Raw genomic sequence first — 16,954 nt, forward strand, 5'->3', positions numbered from 1 at the left:
GCCGGGCTTAATTGGCCGGCTGCGACAGCACGAGATCCGCGTAGGCATCGAGCACGACGCGATCGACTTCGCGCCCCGCGGTCACCTGGGCCCACAGCGTGTTGTTGCGTTTTGCGCGCATGTGGATACTTTCCGTCGGGCGGAGGTAAAACCCGAGCCCGTCGTGGAACAGGTTCCGCTCAATCGTGATTCCCCGCAGTTCCTGAAGCATTATAAGGAATGCGGAGCGCTCCTTGCTGCCGCCCGCGGTTGCATAGGCGCACATCACGTGCGCCAGAAAAGGTTCCTCGTCCGCCAGATCGCCCAGCGCGCGGCGGGAGACCTCGAGGTTCGCGTTCCAGATCGTCATGGCCTCGTCGAACGACGTTCCGCGCCGCCCGCCGCGGCCGTAGTCGGGCCGCTCCAGGATGCCCTGCAAGAGGCGAAACTCGGCCGCGTCGGGCATACCATTGGGCTTCGGGCTGTCGCCGTTTTTCGTGCTGTAGGCGATACTGTTGCGATCAAACTGGAGCGGGTTTTCCTCGGGGTAGTAGGTCTCCACGAACTTCGTTAGCGCATCCACCAAATCGATTGAGAGCGGCGAGCGAAGCGGTCGAAATTCAAAGTGCAGATTGCAGGATGACTGGAGTTTGAGCGTGAGTCCGTTTCCGGCTTCCGAACGCGCAACCAGGTCCGCGTCGAAATAGGAATCGTTCAACGGAATCAGTTCCCAGCCGGGCTCCGGTTCCGGTGTCAGCGTCACGGTGTGATAGTTCCAGGTCCGGTCCTCATTGAATACCAACCGCGCGAACGTTTGCTTGCCGGGGCCCGGATAGACGTTGCCCTGCCCCTTCACATTCAGGAAGATGTCCGTGGTCGGAATAACGGAAAGGGGAACTTTCCCGGAGGCGTCCGGACCCGCGTTGGGCGCCAGGGCGAGATACGAGGCCGGTGTTTCGGCGTCGGCGATGGCGTCGGCGTACCCTTCGCGCCGTTCGGCCTCGTTTGCGGTGAATAACGACACGAAGGTCCACTCTTCCAGATCGGAATACCCGTCGCCATCGGCGTCCTGGTCGTCGCGCGGCAGAATGGGATCTTCGGGAGGAAGATCACGGGTAACCGCTACGCCGCGGGCTGTAAGCGCCGGAATGTCCTCCCGCAGGGCCCGCGCGGATAGCGGGTTGCCCTCCAGCGCTATGGTGGCGCCGTCGGGCCAGTTCGGGTGCGCAAGCGCCTCCGAGACGTCCTGGATTTTATTTTTCTCCGCCCGCACCCGCTTCAGGTACGGAGAGGCCCCGGCCAGAGACGCGATACTGGTCACTTCGTTTTCTCGGATATCGAGCGACTCGAGCAAGGGAAGCGCCTCTACAAAGCGGATCGACGTAATGCCCGTATCGCGCATTTCCAGGTGAACGATCCCGGCGAGAAAGGCGAGCGAGTTCGCATTGTAGACTTTGGAGCCGTTCAACACCAGGCTGTTCAGCGGGGGCGCGAAGCCGGTATGGAGGGCGAGCAGGACTTTGTTCAACAGGACTGGATTTCCTGGCCAGGTGCTCACTTTGAGCGCGCTCTCAAACGCGGCGTGGGGGGAGAGGGAGTATAGCGTCCCGATCGGGCGCCAGCCGAGGTTCGCGTGCTCCAGGTAGCGCAAAGCTCGGAGATCTTCCAGGCGGTCGAATCGGCTCGCGGAAAGATCGATGCTTGTGATGGCGTCGAGATCGCTTGCGGTGATGGCTGTGTCCGGAATACCGGTCGCGTCGTGCAGCGCCACGCGAAGCAACGGGTCAATCCACAACTTGCCGTCGCCGAGCCGGCTCAAGCGGTAGTGCGCCGTCAGGCGAAGGTCGCGGTCCGGCTGAATTGTCAGCTGATCGTGCGCGCCGGACACATCGCCGGACCACCCCGCGAAATCATGGCGGGCCAGTGGCGGCGCGGTGATAGTGGCCGCAACCCCCGCAGGCAGGACGTACACACCCGCAAGAGGGGCCGCCAGGAGCCTGTGCGGCGTTGGGCGATCAGCCTGGGCTTCGCCCGGGGGAAGAAACGAGACTTCGACCGTGCAGGTGACCGTTCGCGGTGGCGTCTCCACCCCGCCGGCATGGTACTCGTCCCGCGGGGCGCCTTCGGGATCCCAGGTAAGCCGGCGGGCCAGGCGTCCGCCACCGTCCCACAGCGCGATCCGCTCCAGCACGCCATCGGGATACCAGGCGCAAGCCAGCGCGCGCCACTCGAGATCCGACCAGATCATCAAGACAAATTCGCGGAGCTCGTTTCGCTCGTCATACCGCGCGGCGTGAAGCCGCGGGGCGAAGCGGCGAACGACAATGAAATCGCTCCACGTTGCGGGGCGCCCCGGAATGGGCGTGAGGCATTGCACGCCGAAGTAGTTCGGCAGGCGCGGCATCCAGACCCGCGAATTCGGATATTGGATCGCGGCGCGATCCTGTAATGCCAAATGGGGGTCCTTTGGGGCCACGATGCTGGCGCCCCGCCGCGCGAGTTGCTGCGGCGTCCGCTCCCTGCTCCAGTGTTCCGGGTTGTACGCGTGGTGTGTACGCAGCGCGTCGCCGTACGTGTTGCCGAGCTGATCGGGTAATTCCGCCAGGGCTTCCAGCAGCGGGTCGAGCGCACCTTTGGGGGCGGGCCACAGCGTTTCGAGGCGATCCATCGCGGATTCGAGCGGGTACGGCAGCGCGCGCCTGATGTCCTCGTCCAGAACGTCCGCACGCGCGCCGGGCAGTACGAGGGCCGGCCCCAGCACTACAAGCGAACCCAGCGTCCAAAGCGCGCGCGCCAATGGCGGTACTTTCCGGGTCACTGTCATTCTTCTTGTTCCTCCAGAGGGGGCGTGATGTCAATTTTGGGTTGTGGAAGAAAGGGCCGGGCGTCGGCGTGGGCCATGATCTCGCCCATGTCCCGGGTTTCGCCGGGTTCGATCGGGGGGACGAGGCAGGACTCACCCCCCTGGATGAGCAGGCTCAACTCCAACCCCGGAGGCGCCACGTCAAAACGAAAACGGCCGCCCTCGCCGGTCCACGTCACGGCGCGTAACTCGTTTCCCTCGAGGAGGGCAACCTGGCGCGGCACGTTCGGCGTCTGGGAGAGATCCTCGATTCTTCCCACAATGGAACCCGCCTCGGCCAGTTGAATTGTCAACCCGCTGGCGGGGGACTCCGCCGATACATCCAGATGTCCGAACTCCGTCTCCGTCCAGGCGTGGGTTGCGTGGAACCGCTGTGACTGGTTCGGTGGGAGGGCGGGAATGCTCATTGTGAAATCGCCGCTCGCATCGGTCCTGACGTGGAATCCCATCGAGCGAACAGCGGCGCCGGTGGCCGGAGCGCCACCGGCCCGAATGACGCGGCCTGAAAACCGTGTGTGGGGAAGCACGGATATCGTAAAGTCTGGATAGTGCGCGCCGTGCGCCAGCAGCCATTGGGCTTTCGGCGCGTCGATTACGGTGCAGTTCAAGCCGCGGACGTGCACCGATACCACACCGGGTCTGGCCCGGAGATTGATATCACCCGCCTCGAACCGAACGGCAAGGGGCACGATTTCCTCTTGTTCATAGACGAGTTCGATCGCGAGCTCCGTTCCCTTCACCAAATCGCCCATTTCCGAGTGTACAGTACTGCCGGCTATCGTGGCGCCCGGCCCGACAACGATAACCTGGGCCTTCGTGTGTTCGCCCGGAGTTACTTCAACGTTCACCGGCGCCGAATTGTAGGGGCTGGAGTCGACGAAAATGCCCCAGGGGCCGGCGGCGAGGGGCTCGAGGCGAAACTCGCCCGTGGCGTCCGGTGTGGCGTGCACCGATTCGCCCCAGGGAAATCCCATCCGCATGGCTTTGATCCGGACGTCTTCCGGAAGTTCTGTTCCGTCGTAGTAGACGGCGCGCCCGACCACAGCGCCTGGCGCTGGCAGCTGGAGGTTGGGCGCCGCCTCTCCCCTTCGGTGGAGTAGCGGGGGGAATGCCTGCCCACCGGTGTCCAGCCCGCTTTCCACCGCGCCCGCATCCGGGCTCCAGGCGCGCAGCGCAAACGGCGCCCCGGCGGGCATACCTTGAATGGTGAAGCGACCGTCCTGGCCGGTCTGTGCCGATAGTATGGCGGCCAGATCGTATGGCAACGCGACCGGCTTGTCTATCGCGCTTTTCCCTCCGGGCGCAACGATGGCGAGTATAGGCATAACCCTGGCGCCTGCCGCCGGGGCGCCTTCGTGCGTGGTGACGGTTCCGAGAATTTCGGTGCGTTCAGGAAGCTTGTGAATGCTGAAGTGAACAGGCTCGGGATTCGGAATCGCAGCCAAGTCCGACTCTCGGCGCGCCCCCACGTACGGCCGCGCCGCGTAAGGCTCCCAATTGGTCAAGAGTAGCCCGGCGTCCGGATGCTGAATGGACAAAAATCCCGGGCCGTGGATGGGCGGTTGGCGGACGAAGTATCGGTAGCGACCTTCTTCGTCCGTGATTGCGGGCGGCCCTTCCGTTGGGATCAGCGCCCCGGCCCAGTTAGTCACTGGCATCCACCAGCACCGGACTTCCGCGCCGGCGGCCGGAGCGCCGTCCCGATCCCGCACCACGCCATGCAGCAGCAGCGACCGGTGCTCGTTCTGGGATTGCCCCGGGGCCGGCAGACAGGAGAGCGCCGCTGCAAGCAAAAGACCGGTCCACCTCGCCATTGTTGCCTCCCTGGTCAGGATAGTGCCGCATTATTCTTAATCAGCCTAGCCGAATACGGGAAAAACGTCAAGCCCCGATTTGGTTGGTTGCGGAGGCCTTGAATTCTCGTGGGCATGCCCGTAGTATGCAATATGTATCTGTGATTTCTTGTTAATCCAGGGAGTTTGGTCTGATGTTGGTTCTGTTTCGCCGGGTTTTGCTGGCGCTTGTTGTGGGTTTTTCCGGGGTGGCGGGGGCGGAGGATGCGTCGCGGTGGCGGGCGTATCCGGAGGGTTTGCCGGACGGGGCGAACCCGCTTGTGTTCAATATCGCGGCGGCGCGGGCGCCGCTGGCGGCGCATGGGGATCCGGCGGACGCGGCGGCGTGGGCGGCGCGGGCGCCGGGGGTGCGGTCGGCGTTGCGGCGGGGCCTGGGGCTGGCGCCATGGCCGGAGAAGACGCCGCTGAACGCGCGGATCACGGGGCGCGCGGAGCGGGATTTCTACACGGTGGAAAACCTGGTGTTTGAGAGCCGCCCGAACTTCTTTGTCACGGCGAATGTCTACCTGCCGAAAAACGCGGCCCGCCCGGCGCCGGCGGTGGTGGTGGTTCCGGGGCACGCGATGGAGGACGGGAAGAATTACGGGCTCTACCAGCTGGGCCAGCTGGGCCTGGTGAAGCAGGGGATTATCGTTCTGGCGTATGACCCGATCGGGCAGGGGGAGCGCCGGCTTCCGGGCTTCAAGCACGAGCTGGGCTACGGATCGCTGCTTTTGGGGCAGACGAACGAGGGGATGATCGTGTGGGACACCATCCGCGCGATCGACTACCTGACATCGCGGGAGGACGTGGACGCGGGCCGCATCGGGCTGGCGGGGAACTCCGGCGGCGGCGAGAATGTGTTTTACACGATGCCGCTGGACGAGCGCATCCAGGCGGGGGCGTCGTTTTCGTTTGTGTGCTCCTATGATCTCTGGATTGCGGAGGGCGGGAACCACTGCATCTGCAACCACCTCCCGGGCATAGTCCACGAGATGGAGGAATTCGAGATCATCGGGCTGAACGCGCCGCGCGCCTTCCTGGCGGGGAACGGGGAGGAGGACAAGATCTTCCCGGTGGCGGGCTTCCGCGACACGATGGCGCGCGCCGGGCGGATCTACGCGATGCAGGGCGCGGCGGACCGCATCGCCGGGGTGCTGGCGCCCGCGCCGCACGGCTGGAGCCCGCGCCTGCGCGAGGCGGGGGCCGGGTGGGTGGCGAAGTGGCTGCTGGGCGAGGGCGATGGCGGCCTGATCCCGGAGGAGGGGATCGAGGCGGAGGATCCGAAGTCCCCCGATTTCCAGGCGCTGAAGGAGGGCATGCCCGAAGGGGCGGAAACCGTGGTCACGCTGAACCGCCGGCGCGCGGAGGAACTCATCGCGGCCTACGACGCCCCGCCGGCGACCCCGGCGGAATGGGAATCGCGCGCGCCGGAATGGCGCGAGGAACTCTGGGCCGTGCTCGGAGGGCGCCCGGCGGCATTCACCCCAACCGCGCGGGTTGTGTCCCAGTTCGAGTGGGCGGGGATCCACGTCGAAGTGCTCTCCATCACCACGGAGCCCGGCATGGAAGTCGCCGCCGTTTTCGCGCGCTCCGGGAGTGAGGACGCCGCGAAACCGGCCACGATCTTCCTGGGCGGACACGAGGACAAGGGCGCGGCCCTGGAATCGGGCTACGCCCGCGACGCGATCGCGCGCGGCCCCGTGCTGATCCTGGATCCGCGCGGAACGGGCGAGTCCGCGCAGCATGAGAACCATTTGACGAGCGACAGCATCCTCCTCGGGCGCCCGCTCTTCGCGCAGCAGCTGTGGGATCTCGTGCAGGCCGCCCGCTACCTGGAGGGCCGTTCGGAGGTCGAGGGCGTCTCGGCGCACGGCGTGCGCGCGGGCGCGCTTCTCGCGGTCTACGCCGCCGCGCTGGAGGATGTCTTCGTTCGCGTCGAAGCGCGCGATATCCTTGCGAGTTACCGCTACTTCCTCGAAGACGAGCAGCCCCAGCCGATTTCGCTGTGCGTGCCGGACATTCTGAAGGTCGCCGATGTGCCGCAGATCGCGGCGCTCGCCGCCCCGACGCCGCTGGCGGTCGGTGGCCTGGTGGGCTATGGCAAAGCCGCGCTCGGCGATGCGGAGGCGGCTGACTCGTGGGCCTATGCCCGGGCTATCTACGCCGCCACCGGCGCCGCGGATGCGCTTCGGGTGGAGTGAGCCGGGCCGGACGCGGAAACAAAACAAAGTCTGCGGATTGGCGTCTGGGTTCGAGCGCTGTCCTGCGACGCGATTGTGATCCTGCAAGGAAATCTTGCAAGGCTGGGAGCGCAGGCGTCCCCGCCTGCAGTGCACCGAAGGTGCACTCAAGGAGCATCGCAATTGTTCCCGTACGGCCAGAAAACTAACTCGCGTGAAACCTATCCATGCGCCGGTGGCGCATGGAGCAGGCGGGGACGCCTGCGCTCCCAGCCTTGCGCGCTCTCGTTGTAGTATCGGGGCTTGCGGGTACGGGGCTGGACACGTTGTATGGCCAGCGAAAAAAGACGGGCTCCCGCTTGGTATTGCGGGAGCCCGTTTTGTGTCGTGTTGATGGGGCGGGGCTACGCCACCTGCGCGCCGCGACGTCCGCGGCGCGAGCGCCGGCGACCGCCGCTCGGGGCCGCGTGACCGTTGCCGCCGCCGTTTCCGTTGCTGGAGGCCTGCGCCGGGGCGTTGCCGCGTCCGCGGTTGCGCCCGTTGCCGCCGCCGCGGGGTTTGCGGGTGCTTTCGCCCTGCTCGCGCACGCGGAAGGTCCGCTCCACGTCCACCGCGCCGGACCAGTCGACTTCGTCGAAGCGCTTGCCCATGCCGCGCTCGAGGTTCGCCAGTTCCTTCGTGTCTTCCGGCGTCACAAAGGTGATCGCGTCGCCCGTGGCCTGGTTGCGCGCCGTGCGGCCGATGCGGTGGACATAATCGTCGTACTGGCCTGGAACATCGAAATTAAAGACGTGCGTGACGCCCTGGATGTCGATGCCGCGCGCCGCCACGTCCGTGGCCACGAGGATATTGCACTTGCCGGACTTGAATTCGTCCAGCGCGCGCTGGCGCTGGCCCTGGGTGCGGCCTCCGTGAATCGGCTGGGACTTGAAGCCGTGTTTTCGCAGCATCTTCGCAATGCGGTCCGCGCGGTACTTCGCGCGGATGAACACGATTGCGGAGTCCACGTTGGATTCGCCAAGCAGGTCGATGAGCAGCTGCGTCTTGTCGTCATTGCGCACGGTGTAGAGGTGCTGGGTCACGGCGTCCACCGGGCGGAACACGGCGCCGACCTCGATCCGCTTCGGCTCGCGCTGAAACTCGCGCGAAACCCGCGCCATTTCGTCGGCGAAGGTGGCGGAGAAAAGCAGCGTCTGCCGGTCGCGCGGGAGCACCGAAACAATGCGCCGGATATCGGGCAGGAAGCCCATGTCCAGCATGCGGTCGGCCTCGTCAAATACGAGGATGGAGAGCTTGTCAAAGCGGACCGTCCGCTGCTGGATATGGTCCAGCAGGCGCCCGGGCGTCGCGATGATGATGTCCGCGCCGCGGCGCAGGGCGTTGATCTGGGGCTGCATGCCCACGCCGCCGTAGACGCAGGTGCTGCGCAGCTTCATCGCCTTCGCCAGGGGCTCGATCACCTCGTGCACCTGGATGGCCAATTCGCGGGTCGGCGTCAGCACCAGCATGCGGCCGGGGCCGGGCTTGTAGCGCGAAAGCTCGCACACGGCGGGCAGGCCGAAGGCCAGCGTCTTGCCGGTGCCGGTCTGGGCGATGCCCAGGATGTCGTCGCCGCGGCTCGCGGCTTCGAAGGTTTTCGCCTGGATAGGCGTCGGATCCGTGATGCCCTTCTCGTTCAAAACGCGAAGGCACGGCTCGGGAATGTCAAAATCGTGGAAGGACACTGAGGCCCCTTTCATAGTCTGCCGGGATACGATCATTGCGTGTAGCGCGGCGGTTGCGGGTTTTTGCCCAGCTAAACACGCGGCGAGCAACTCGGAGGGGAGGGGCGTCCGGGGGAGAAGTGAGCAACTGCGGGAAATGGTCCCGCGGGCGGGCGTCGAGATACGTCTCAAATGGCCCGACTGCAAACGCAGTATACACGGGCGGCGGTGGGAAAGCAAATACAATCATTCAGCCGGCGCGTGCGTATTCGCGCGGCGTATCCACCCAGTCGCGATCGGACACATCCCAGGTGCGCGCCCAGTAAATGAACGGCGTGTCGATGGCGGCGATGATCACCTTGAAGAAATACTTGGCGAAGGCCAGCTCCAGCGCGGTCTGGAAGTCGAACAGTCCCCACCAGACCACGGTGGAGTAGAGCGCGGTGTCCACGAGCTGCGAGCTCATGGTGGAAGCGTTGTTGCGCAGCCATAGCATGCGCCCCTGCGTCTTCTCGCGCAGGTAGTGGTAGGTCCACACGTCGAGATGCTGGCTGATGAAATAGGCGAACAGCGACCCCAGCACGAAGCGTGGGGAGAAGCCGAAGAGCAGCGCGATCGCCTCGTGGACCGACGCGGCGAAGGCCGCCTTGTCGGGATCCCGCGTGGGGAGGAAGAGCAGGCTGATCGACATGATGGCGAACACGATAATGCTCGTCGCGAAGCCCATCATGACCGCGCGGTGCGCCTCGCGCTTGCCGTATTTCTCGCTCAGGAGGTCCGTGGCGAAGTAGATGCCCGAATAGATGATCATGCCCAGGCTCGTCTCCATCCCGAAGACGGTGGTGAGCTTCGGCCCCTGGAGGTTCATCAGGATGATATTCAGCACGATCACCGCGTAGAGCCCCTGGCGCCCGAAGAAGCGAAACAGCAGCAGGGTCATGCCGAGGTCCGCGCAGACCGTGAAGATCCAGAGCAGATTCTGCTGCTGGGCGAAAAAGTTGGCGATGGCTTCGGGTATCATGGTTTCTCCAGGGGCGGCGCCGGCGGGCCCGCGGCGCGCCCCCATTCTCTACCATATTCGCGGCGCGGATGTCGCCCCCGCGCCATCGGTTGCGGGTCCCTGCCCCGCTCTGTTATAAGTCGGGAGGCCTTGCCGCCGAAACGAACAGCAGTCAAAAGGAGCATACGCCCATGAAGTCGATTTTCGCCGCGATCGCCCTGCTCATTGCCGCGCTGCCCGCCGCCGCGCAGGATCCCGGACCGTTTCTGGGCCGCTGGGCCCTCACCATTCCCTCCGGCCACGCGGGCTGGCTCGAAATCACCCGGGAAGCGGGCTACCTCGACGGGCGCATCCTCTGGGGCGGCGGCAGCGTGCTCCCCGTGGACAGCGTCTACCTCGATGGCGACACGCTCTACGTCACGCGGCTGAACGAGGTTGAGCGAAAGGATTCCGATGGCAGCCTCGTCCGGACGCAGCACTACACCGAATCCATCACGGCCCGCCTGAACGGCGCGGATGCGCTTGAACTCACGCACGAGAAGGTCAATACCGACGGCCTGGGCGTCGTCCGGAACGCCTTTACCGGCAAGCGGATCCCCGAGCTTCCGCCCGCGCCCGATTTGTCGCAGGCGACTTACGGCGCGCCCGTCGTGCTCTTCAACGGACTCAGCCTGGACGGGTGGTCCCTCACCGATCCGGATGCGCACAACGGCTGGCGCGCCGAAGACGGCGTCCTCATGAACGATCCCGTCCAGGAGGAGGGCCAGCCGAAGAAGCACTACGGCAATCTCCGGACCGATGCGGAATTCGAGGACTTCAACCTGACGCTCGAAGTGAACGTGCCCGAGCGGGGCAACAGCGGCGTCTATTTGCGCGGCGTATACGAGGTGCAAGTCGTTGACAGCCACGGGAAGGCGCCGCACGTGCAGCACATGGGCGCTGTCTACAGCCGCATCGCCCCGAGCGAGGCGGCCGAGAAGCCCGCGGGCGAATGGCAACATCTGGACATTACGCTCGTCGAGCGCCACATCACCGTGAAGCTGAACGGGACCACGATCATCGATAACCAGCCCCTGCTCGGCTGCACCGGCGGCGCCCTCTGGTCCGACGAGTTCCGCCCCGGACCGATCTACCTCCAGGGCGACCACACCGGCGTGAAGTACCGGGAGATCGTGCTGCGCCCCGTGGTGAAATAGTTCCGTTACGGACGAGACTTGAGGCGATTCGTCGGAGCGAATGGCGCGGTTTATGGCGGCCATACGCCCGTGGTTGAGGCTGAGCTCGGGAATGCGAACGAGGGAGAGAATCCCATGCGTGTGGCGCCCAATATTTCGTTGTACACCTGGAGGCTGGTCGCGCGGGAAGAGAACCTTCTGCGCTTCCGGCCCACCCTCCACACCGCACTGCGCCGTTCGGCCTTCACGCTACTCTGTTTTCTTATCGCCGGGTTCCTCGAATGGAACCACCTGCGGCGCGATCATCGCCTGTTCGAGCCGGTCGACTTCACCCGGAGCTCATTGAGCCCCGAGGAGCGCGAAGCGGCGCAACGGGATGCGGAGGCCGCGTTCGAGGGCATCCTGGATGAGGCCGCCATGGCGCGGGTCCGCGAGGAGGCCGCCGCCCGGCAGGCGGCTCACCAGCGAAACCTGGCCGAAGAAACCGAGCGCTACAACACGGTCCGTCGCGGGCTGTTTTACGCGCACTATGGCGCGGTGGGCTTTCTGGTCCTGGCCGGCGCTGTCGCGCCGCTGAGCTGTCTCTGGAACCGGGTGACCATTCGCCGCACGCGCGAGGATGAGCTCGAAATCCGGAGTTTCGTCTTCCGCCCGCGGACCGCGCGCTGGCCGTTACACGAATTCTACGGCATCCGCACCTTCGTCAAGGAGCGCTACAGCTTCTACCGAAACGGGCGAATTGCCTCGCACCACTGGGAATGGATCGTGCAGATTGCCCTGCGCGGACAGCCGCAGATGCCCCTGGGCAGCGGGCTCAGCCTGGGGTTCGGCGGCGCCGCGCCGCAGTTCATCGTCTTTCGCGAGAAGCATCAGCCCAGCCTGATCGGGAAAGCCCCCGGGCCCGTCCGCGATCTGGTGAAGGGCCTGCGCGAACTAACCGGCCTCATGGCCGAGCCGCCCCAGATCGTCGAGGGCCAGGTCGTGGGACGCAGAAAGGTGGCCTACCGCGCAAGCATCGCGGAGACGGAAGAGACGCCCGTCGCCACCCGGCGTCACACCTTCCGCCCCGGCGACCCCATACCCGAAGACCTCCGCGCGCGGATTGCCGCCATGACCGGCGACCGGACCGAGGAACTGCCGGACGGCGGCCAGCGCCATTTCACCCAGGACATCGTCGTGACCGACGAGCAGGGCCGCAGCGTCCGCTACGCGAGTATCGACGACCTGCCGGAAGAGGTCCGGCGGCGGCTGGGGCTATGAGGGGCGAGTAGCTCAGCAGCCGTGCCTGAATCGAATGGGATCGGGATATGCTCAAAGAAGCGCCTCCAGATAGGGCTCCATGACGCGTTCCACGCGACAGACCCGAGCGTACTTCGTGAGGCCGTCGATCGGCCCTTTGCGCTGGCGCAGATAATCCCGGAGCGCTTCCGCGGCGATGTCCACCCCGATTTTGTTGCGGTACTTGAAACAATCCGCGACGGTCTTGGCGGCAGTGAACACACGGAGTTCCGTACCATCGACATCATGTGACTCGACGCCGGCCTTCAGCGACTCGCCGGAGAAACGGGCGATGCGAAGCGGCACGTGGCAGGTCCGGGGAATCCCCTTCGACTCGCCGATGGCCAGCCAGACTTCGAATGGATTCTGGGTGGTCATCCCGTGAAACTGGAGCGCGGAAAGCAGGCAGATAACACCATGGGGAATGAGCTTGCAGACTTCCACCAAGCTGCGATGCTCCGTCTGGAGCGCGCCGGGAACAGCGTAAAGACCACGGTCCAGACGTTCGAGCAGCCCCCGATCGCACGCGATAGACAGATACTGCCTCGGGATGCCATGGGCGGCCAGGTCGCGAGCACGGATTAACCCTTTGCTTTCCGCCACGCGCAGAAGGATTTCAAGATGTGTCGTCATCGTGTGTTGATTTTACAAAATCACTGGACTTATTGTCGATTGCATTGATTATGTCAAGCGAGGACGCGCCTTGAACCACCATACAATTCGCGTTTATTCGTGTTCATTCGCGGTTCAAGTCTATTAGGTCGCGGCCAAGGGCTGCCCTGTGTACATCGTGAACGTGTAGTCAGGATCGTTGTGTTGCGCCAGACGTTTTTCCAGGTGGGAGGTCTGCCCGATGTATATCTTGCCCGTTGATTCTGAGCGAAGTACGTACACGTAGTACACGATGAGCGCCCCGTGATAAAAAAGGCCATGCAGGATTACTGCATGGCCTGGGATTGGATGGCACCTCGGACAGGACTCGAATCCGCCTACGGCGGACCTTCGGCCTGTGATTCGCCGCAGGCGAATTAACAGCCACCGTCCTCCTGGAGGAGGTGGGCGCGAATCCATTCGCGGCCCTGGCCCGACTTGAGTTGCTTCTCACGCAGCATAGCCTGGCGGCGGGTTGGGAACATTTCGGTGTGGATGACTACCCATGGTCCCTGATTTCGTTTGGTGTACATGGTGAACGTGCAATCCGGATCGTTGTGTTGCGCCAGACGATTTTCCAGGTGGGAGGTCTGCCCGATGTATATCTTACCCGTTGATGCTGAGCGAAGTACGTACACGTAGTACACGATGGAGCGCCCCGTACCAAAAAAGGCCATGCAGGATTACTGCATGGCCTGAAGATTGTGGCACCTCGGACAGGACTCGAACCTGTGACAGGGTGGTTAACAGCCACCTACTCTACCAACTGAGTTACCGAGGTCTATTTTGGGCAAAGCACCGGCGCAGCCGCGCTTTGATGTCATTATTATGCCAAATGTACGCCCGGGCTTTCAAGTTCATTTTCCCCGCCTACTTCACCGCCCCAACATAAGCCACCGCAGGCACTTCCAGCGCGTCCGCCGCCTGCGCCGGGAAGCGATCCACGAGCACGCGGTCCCCATCAATGCGGTCTATCGGAAAACCGGTCCAGTCTCCGTCGATGCGCACCCGGGCGTAGGCCCGCGCGGGACCGGGGGAGAAGCGCCAATCGGCGGGCGGGGCAGCCTCCGCCCGGTATGCGTCCGCCGATACGTTCGCCACGCCGGTGCGCCATACAGGCGTCCTGTCCGAGATCGCCACACCATCCACCTCCAGCAGCGCCGCTTCGACGGCAAGACACTGCGCCGCGCCTTTCGCGGGGCGGAAGACCAGCGCGAAGCGCCCCTGAAAGTGGATGCCGTCCACTTCGCCCGTTTCCGCGAAATCGTTGAGGGCATAATATGTACCGGCGTCCGTGTCGATCCGGAGCGCGGTCGCCTCGGGCCCCGCATTGGTTGCGATGCGCCGCACCGCCGTAACCGGGAACGGCTGGTCGCCTTTCCGGGAGGCATGCACCGCCAGAAACCGGCTCGCAAGCCCCGCGTCGCCCCGGCGCACGGCGTCCACATAACGCACCCGGCGCCCGGTTTCGTCGTGCGTGCGCTGGCCCGGGCCGTTCGCCGCTTCCACCGCGTCGCACGGCGCGGCCATCCACAGGCGGTAGGCGGCGTCCGCCTGCGACCAGGTGGCATCCCACGCATCGCCCTCGGGCGCGCCCGACCGCACATCGCGGAGCCCGTAGATGTCCGCCTCGGCCAGACTTGCGCCGACGTCGGGCAGCGGCGCCTCCGGGGGCAGGGAGACGCCCCGGAACTCGAGCCGCCCGTCCGCCCCATCGCTCGCGGCGACTTCACTGTAGGCGCGGAAGCGGTGCTCCGAGCCGCCCTGAACCGAAAACAGGTCGATTGCGAAGGTCGCGTGCGCGCCGTGTTTGACCAGCGCGACCCGCCGCCGGTACTCGCCGCATTGGGAGTAGGCCGTCGAGCTCGCCTCCACGACCGACGCCAGGGGAGAAGTAACCATAAACTCAAATGAGGTCGTGCGTGCGCCGAACTCCTGCTCCGCGCCGTCCACAATCACCAGGTTGTGACTGGACGTAGCCTTGATCCATCGATTGACCGGCATATCGCCGAGGTAGCCATGATCGCCTACGATGGTCTGGTCCCCATCGGCGTAAAAGAGCGCCAGGTTGTCATAGTGCCGGTGCCCGCCAGGTGGGTTGAAGGCCAGCGTGAGGGTGTCGGTATCCGCGCCCGCGCCATGGCGCAGGATCGCCGTCTTCCACGCGGGAAAGTAGATTTCATTCAAAGGCAGCGGCTTCTCCTCGTTCAATTCCCCGTCGGAGAGATTGAATACGGCGTATTCGTCGCCGGTGCGCCGGTGGATATTGGGGAGCACCCCGGCGTAAATTTCGGGATAGTGCCGGGCGCCCATTTGAAGGATGTGCGCCGAGGGCTTCGAGTTCAGGCGCGTATCGCTCAGGGGCAGGTAGGCGCCGTCCGGCAGTACGGTGTCCAGCACGGCGCGGTACATCATGCGGAGCTGGGAATCCTGCGCATAAAGGTCGACCGTGCCGCCGCGGCCCGGAAAGCCGTCGGGCCAGGTGTAGCCATGGAGCGACTCCGGCACGATGAGCAGTTGGGCCAGGTACATGTTGGTATACGAGGGGCTCTCGGTGCTGAGGCCGTCATAAAGGAAGGACGCGTCCCGCACCCGCTCATAGCCCCGCAGCGCCACGTCGGCGTATTCCGGGATGCCCAGGCACTTGCCCAGCGCCGCCATGGCGTTGTAGATGCGCGGGGCCTTGTTGTTCTTCTCGTCGGCTCTTCCCGGCCCGCCGATGTAGGGCTCCGCGCCCATGGTCCACTCCAGAAAGAGGTCCCGAACCACCCGATCCCGCGAGGCGTCGTCCCAGATCGGGTTTCCGTCGGCGTCGCGCGCATTGGCCGTGAAATCATAGGCCTGCACCACGCCCGTCAGCCCGCTCACCGAGTCCGTGCTCGGGTGGAAGCGCCCCGCGCCCCAATAATTCTGGAGCATGCGCGCCTTTTCCACCGTATCCTTCGCATAGGCCCCTTCGGAGAGGTGGCGCTTCCATTCGATGGGCAGTTCGCGGTCGTGCCACGCCGCGTAGAGCGGATCGCAGTCCGCGTAGGTGTCCCAATAGTCCCGGTAGGGCCATTGCCGGTAGCACACGGCCAGACGCACGAGGATATCCCGCGCCGCCACCGCGTAGCGCGGCTCCCCGGTGAACAGATACGCAATTCCCAGCGATTGCACCGCATCGCGCATGAACGACACCTTACGCTCGCGGATAATGCCCGTGAAGCTGTTGTGGATGGGATAACCCACCCAGTGCCACGCCAGCTTTCCGCTCCGGTCGTCCGGGTTCGCCTGCTCCGCGGGGTTCAGGTAGTAGCGCACCTCGTGGCCCGTCCGCGGCAGGCGCAACACCTCCGTCTCGGGGTACGCCTCGTTCGGGAAGACCGTCCCACAGGCGCGGCAGCTGAACTGCTCCGGGTTGCGGTAATTCCAGCCCACGAGGGGATCGCCAACGCCCTCCTGGCTCTTCTCGCCCACGCACGCCGGGCAGGTGAAGCCGTAGGCGTGGGAGGGGGCCTCCAGCGGGATCATCTGCTCGATCCAGCCCGCCGGCATGCCAGCCACTTCATCCGCCCGGGCCACCTGGCCGGCGAGCCAATTCCGCGCCCACTCGTGGTTCGCCACGTTCTCCTTCGCGCGCGCGATCGCGTCCGCGCTGTAGTAGGCGGGGTGCGCGGGCCGCGCCCGGGCGATCAGTTCGTCCTTGCGCGCCTCGATCATCGCGCGGAACTCACGCTCCGCCTCCGACACCCCGGCTTCCTGCCAGGGCATCAGCCCCGCGCCGCGCACCACCGCGCGGACGTATTCCGCCTTGCGGTCTTCCTGGGCGTGGACAACGAAGGGAGCGGCGGCGAGCGCCGCGAGTACACATGGGACAATCGGGCTACGAAACATGGCGCTATTCCATTGTGGGGTCACGGGAATGTAGACTAGCACACGTAAAACCCGATTGCGAATGGAGCCCAGAATGATCCGGGAAGATCCCGGCGCATCCGCGGGCCGCAACCGAATTGTTGAACCACGAATGCACACGAATTGACACGAATAAGAGAATTCCGTGTCAACGGCGTAATCCGTGGTCAAAGAAAACACTGCCCCCCGAACGCTTAGCGCAGCCGACGACCGCCAAGAAAATTGGCGCCGCGAAGGCCACAAAGAGCACGAAGGAAGAGATTTTCATCTCGTTCCCAAGCTCAGCTTGGGAATGCAGTCTTCCAAGCTCCGCTTGGCGGGATAGGGAGAGTAAATCGTAGTTGCCAAGACAACTCGGCCGAAACCAAGTGACGTTCGAAGCAGCGCTTGGGAACG

General features: G+C 64.9%; 11 protein-coding genes and 1 tRNA gene. 3 read left to right on the plus strand and 9 right to left on the minus strand.

What is annotated here, in order from left to right; all coding sequences use genetic code 11:
• Positions 1 to 7 precede the first annotated feature (7 nt).
• Both KF886_12190 and KF886_12195 read right to left on the minus strand, forming a co-directional pair.
• Positions 8 to 2,803: a hypothetical protein gene (locus KF886_12190; protein MBX3178117.1), complete on the minus strand. Its 2,796-nt coding sequence runs from the start codon at positions 2,801 to 2,803 to the stop codon at positions 8 to 10.
• Complete coding sequence (locus KF886_12195) at positions 2,800 to 4,656, minus strand: hypothetical protein (GenBank protein MBX3178118.1); 1,857 nt, start codon at positions 4,654 to 4,656, stop codon at positions 2,800 to 2,802. Before KF886_12195 ends, KF886_12190 begins: the two co-directional genes overlap by 4 nt.
• A gap of 173 nt (positions 4,657 to 4,829) precedes the next feature.
• On the opposite strand from KF886_12195, the gene KF886_12200 reads away from it, so the two are divergent.
• The gene (locus KF886_12200; protein ID MBX3178119.1) at positions 4,830 to 6,878 is read left to right on the plus strand and encodes an acetylxylan esterase; all 2,049 of its coding nucleotides are present in this window, start codon (positions 4,830 to 4,832) and stop codon (positions 6,876 to 6,878) included.
• 383 nt (positions 6,879 to 7,261) lie between these two features.
• Here KF886_12200 and KF886_12205 read toward each other — a convergent pair whose 3' ends face one another.
• Complete coding sequence (locus tag KF886_12205; GenBank protein ID MBX3178120.1) at positions 7,262 to 8,581, minus strand: DEAD/DEAH box helicase; 1,320 nt, start codon at positions 8,579 to 8,581, stop codon at positions 7,262 to 7,264.
• 229 nt (positions 8,582 to 8,810) lie between these two features.
• Positions 8,811 to 9,581, minus strand: coding sequence for a queuosine precursor transporter (locus KF886_12210; protein ID MBX3178121.1), 771 nt, complete (start codon positions 9,579 to 9,581; stop codon positions 8,811 to 8,813).
• A gap of 170 nt (positions 9,582 to 9,751) precedes the next feature.
• Here KF886_12210 and KF886_12215 point away from each other — a divergent pair, with 170 nt between their 5' ends.
• Positions 9,752 to 10,756 carry a DUF1080 domain-containing protein gene (locus tag KF886_12215; GenBank protein ID MBX3178122.1) on the plus strand — a complete coding sequence of 335 codons (1,005 nt, stop codon included), beginning with the start codon at positions 9,752 to 9,754 and terminating at the stop codon, positions 10,754 to 10,756.
• Between the two features lie 114 nt (positions 10,757 to 10,870).
• On the plus strand, positions 10,871 to 11,995 hold the full coding sequence (locus KF886_12220) for a hypothetical protein (protein MBX3178123.1): 1,125 nt from the start codon (positions 10,871 to 10,873) through the stop codon (positions 11,993 to 11,995).
• Positions 11,996 to 12,046: 51 nt separating this feature from the next.
• On the opposite strand, the gene KF886_12225 is transcribed toward KF886_12220, so the two are convergent.
• The 5 genes from KF886_12225 to KF886_12245 form a co-directional block, all read right to left on the minus strand.
• A complete protein-coding gene (locus tag KF886_12225; GenBank protein MBX3178124.1) occupies positions 12,047 to 12,646 on the minus strand; it encodes a type IV toxin-antitoxin system AbiEi family antitoxin domain-containing protein in 600 nt (199 codons plus the stop codon).
• Between the two features lie 123 nt (positions 12,647 to 12,769).
• Positions 12,770 to 12,916 (minus strand): GIY-YIG nuclease family protein, encoded by a 147-nt coding sequence (locus tag KF886_12230; protein MBX3178125.1) that lies wholly within the window; start codon positions 12,914 to 12,916, stop codon positions 12,770 to 12,772.
• 125 nt (positions 12,917 to 13,041) lie between these two features.
• Entirely contained in the window at positions 13,042 to 13,311 is a 270-nt protein-coding gene (locus KF886_12235; GenBank protein MBX3178126.1) for a GIY-YIG nuclease family protein, read from the minus strand.
• A 58-nt stretch (positions 13,312 to 13,369) separates the two neighbouring features.
• Positions 13,370 to 13,445, minus strand: a tRNA-Asn gene (locus KF886_12240).
• A gap of 89 nt (positions 13,446 to 13,534) precedes the next feature.
• Positions 13,535 to 16,540, minus strand: a complete 3,006-nt coding sequence (locus tag KF886_12245; protein MBX3178127.1) for a heparinase II/III family protein — start codon at positions 16,538 to 16,540, stop codon at positions 13,535 to 13,537.
• Positions 16,541 to 16,954 lie beyond the last annotated feature (414 nt).

It is taken from the genome of Candidatus Hydrogenedentota bacterium (assembly GCA_019637335.1).
Classification (GTDB): Bacteria; Hydrogenedentota; Hydrogenedentia; order Hydrogenedentales; family JAEUWI01; genus JAEUWI01.

Bases quoted from the DNA above. Each gene is read 5' to 3' on its own strand.
- KF886_12190 (MBX3178117.1), bottom strand. From the start codon at position 2,803: ATGACAGTGACCCGGAAAGTACCGCCATTGGCGCGCGCGCTTTGGACG.
- KF886_12195 (MBX3178118.1), bottom strand. From the start codon at position 4,656: ATGGCGAGGTGGACCGGTCTTTTGCTTGCAGCGGCGCTCTCCTGTCTG.
- KF886_12200 (MBX3178119.1), top strand. From the start codon at position 4,830: ATGTTGGTTCTGTTTCGCCGGGTTTTGCTGGCGCTTGTTGTGGGTTTT.
- KF886_12210 (MBX3178121.1), bottom strand. From the start codon at position 9,581: ATGATACCCGAAGCCATCGCCAACTTTTTCGCCCAGCAGCAGAATCTG.
- KF886_12215 (MBX3178122.1), top strand. From the start codon at position 9,752: ATGAAGTCGATTTTCGCCGCGATCGCCCTGCTCATTGCCGCGCTGCCC.
- KF886_12220 (MBX3178123.1), top strand. From the start codon at position 10,871: ATGCGTGTGGCGCCCAATATTTCGTTGTACACCTGGAGGCTGGTCGCG.
- KF886_12225 (MBX3178124.1), bottom strand. From the start codon at position 12,646: ATGACGACACATCTTGAAATCCTTCTGCGCGTGGCGGAAAGCAAAGGG.
- KF886_12245 (MBX3178127.1), bottom strand. From the start codon at position 16,540: ATGTTTCGTAGCCCGATTGTCCCATGTGTACTCGCGGCGCTCGCCGCC.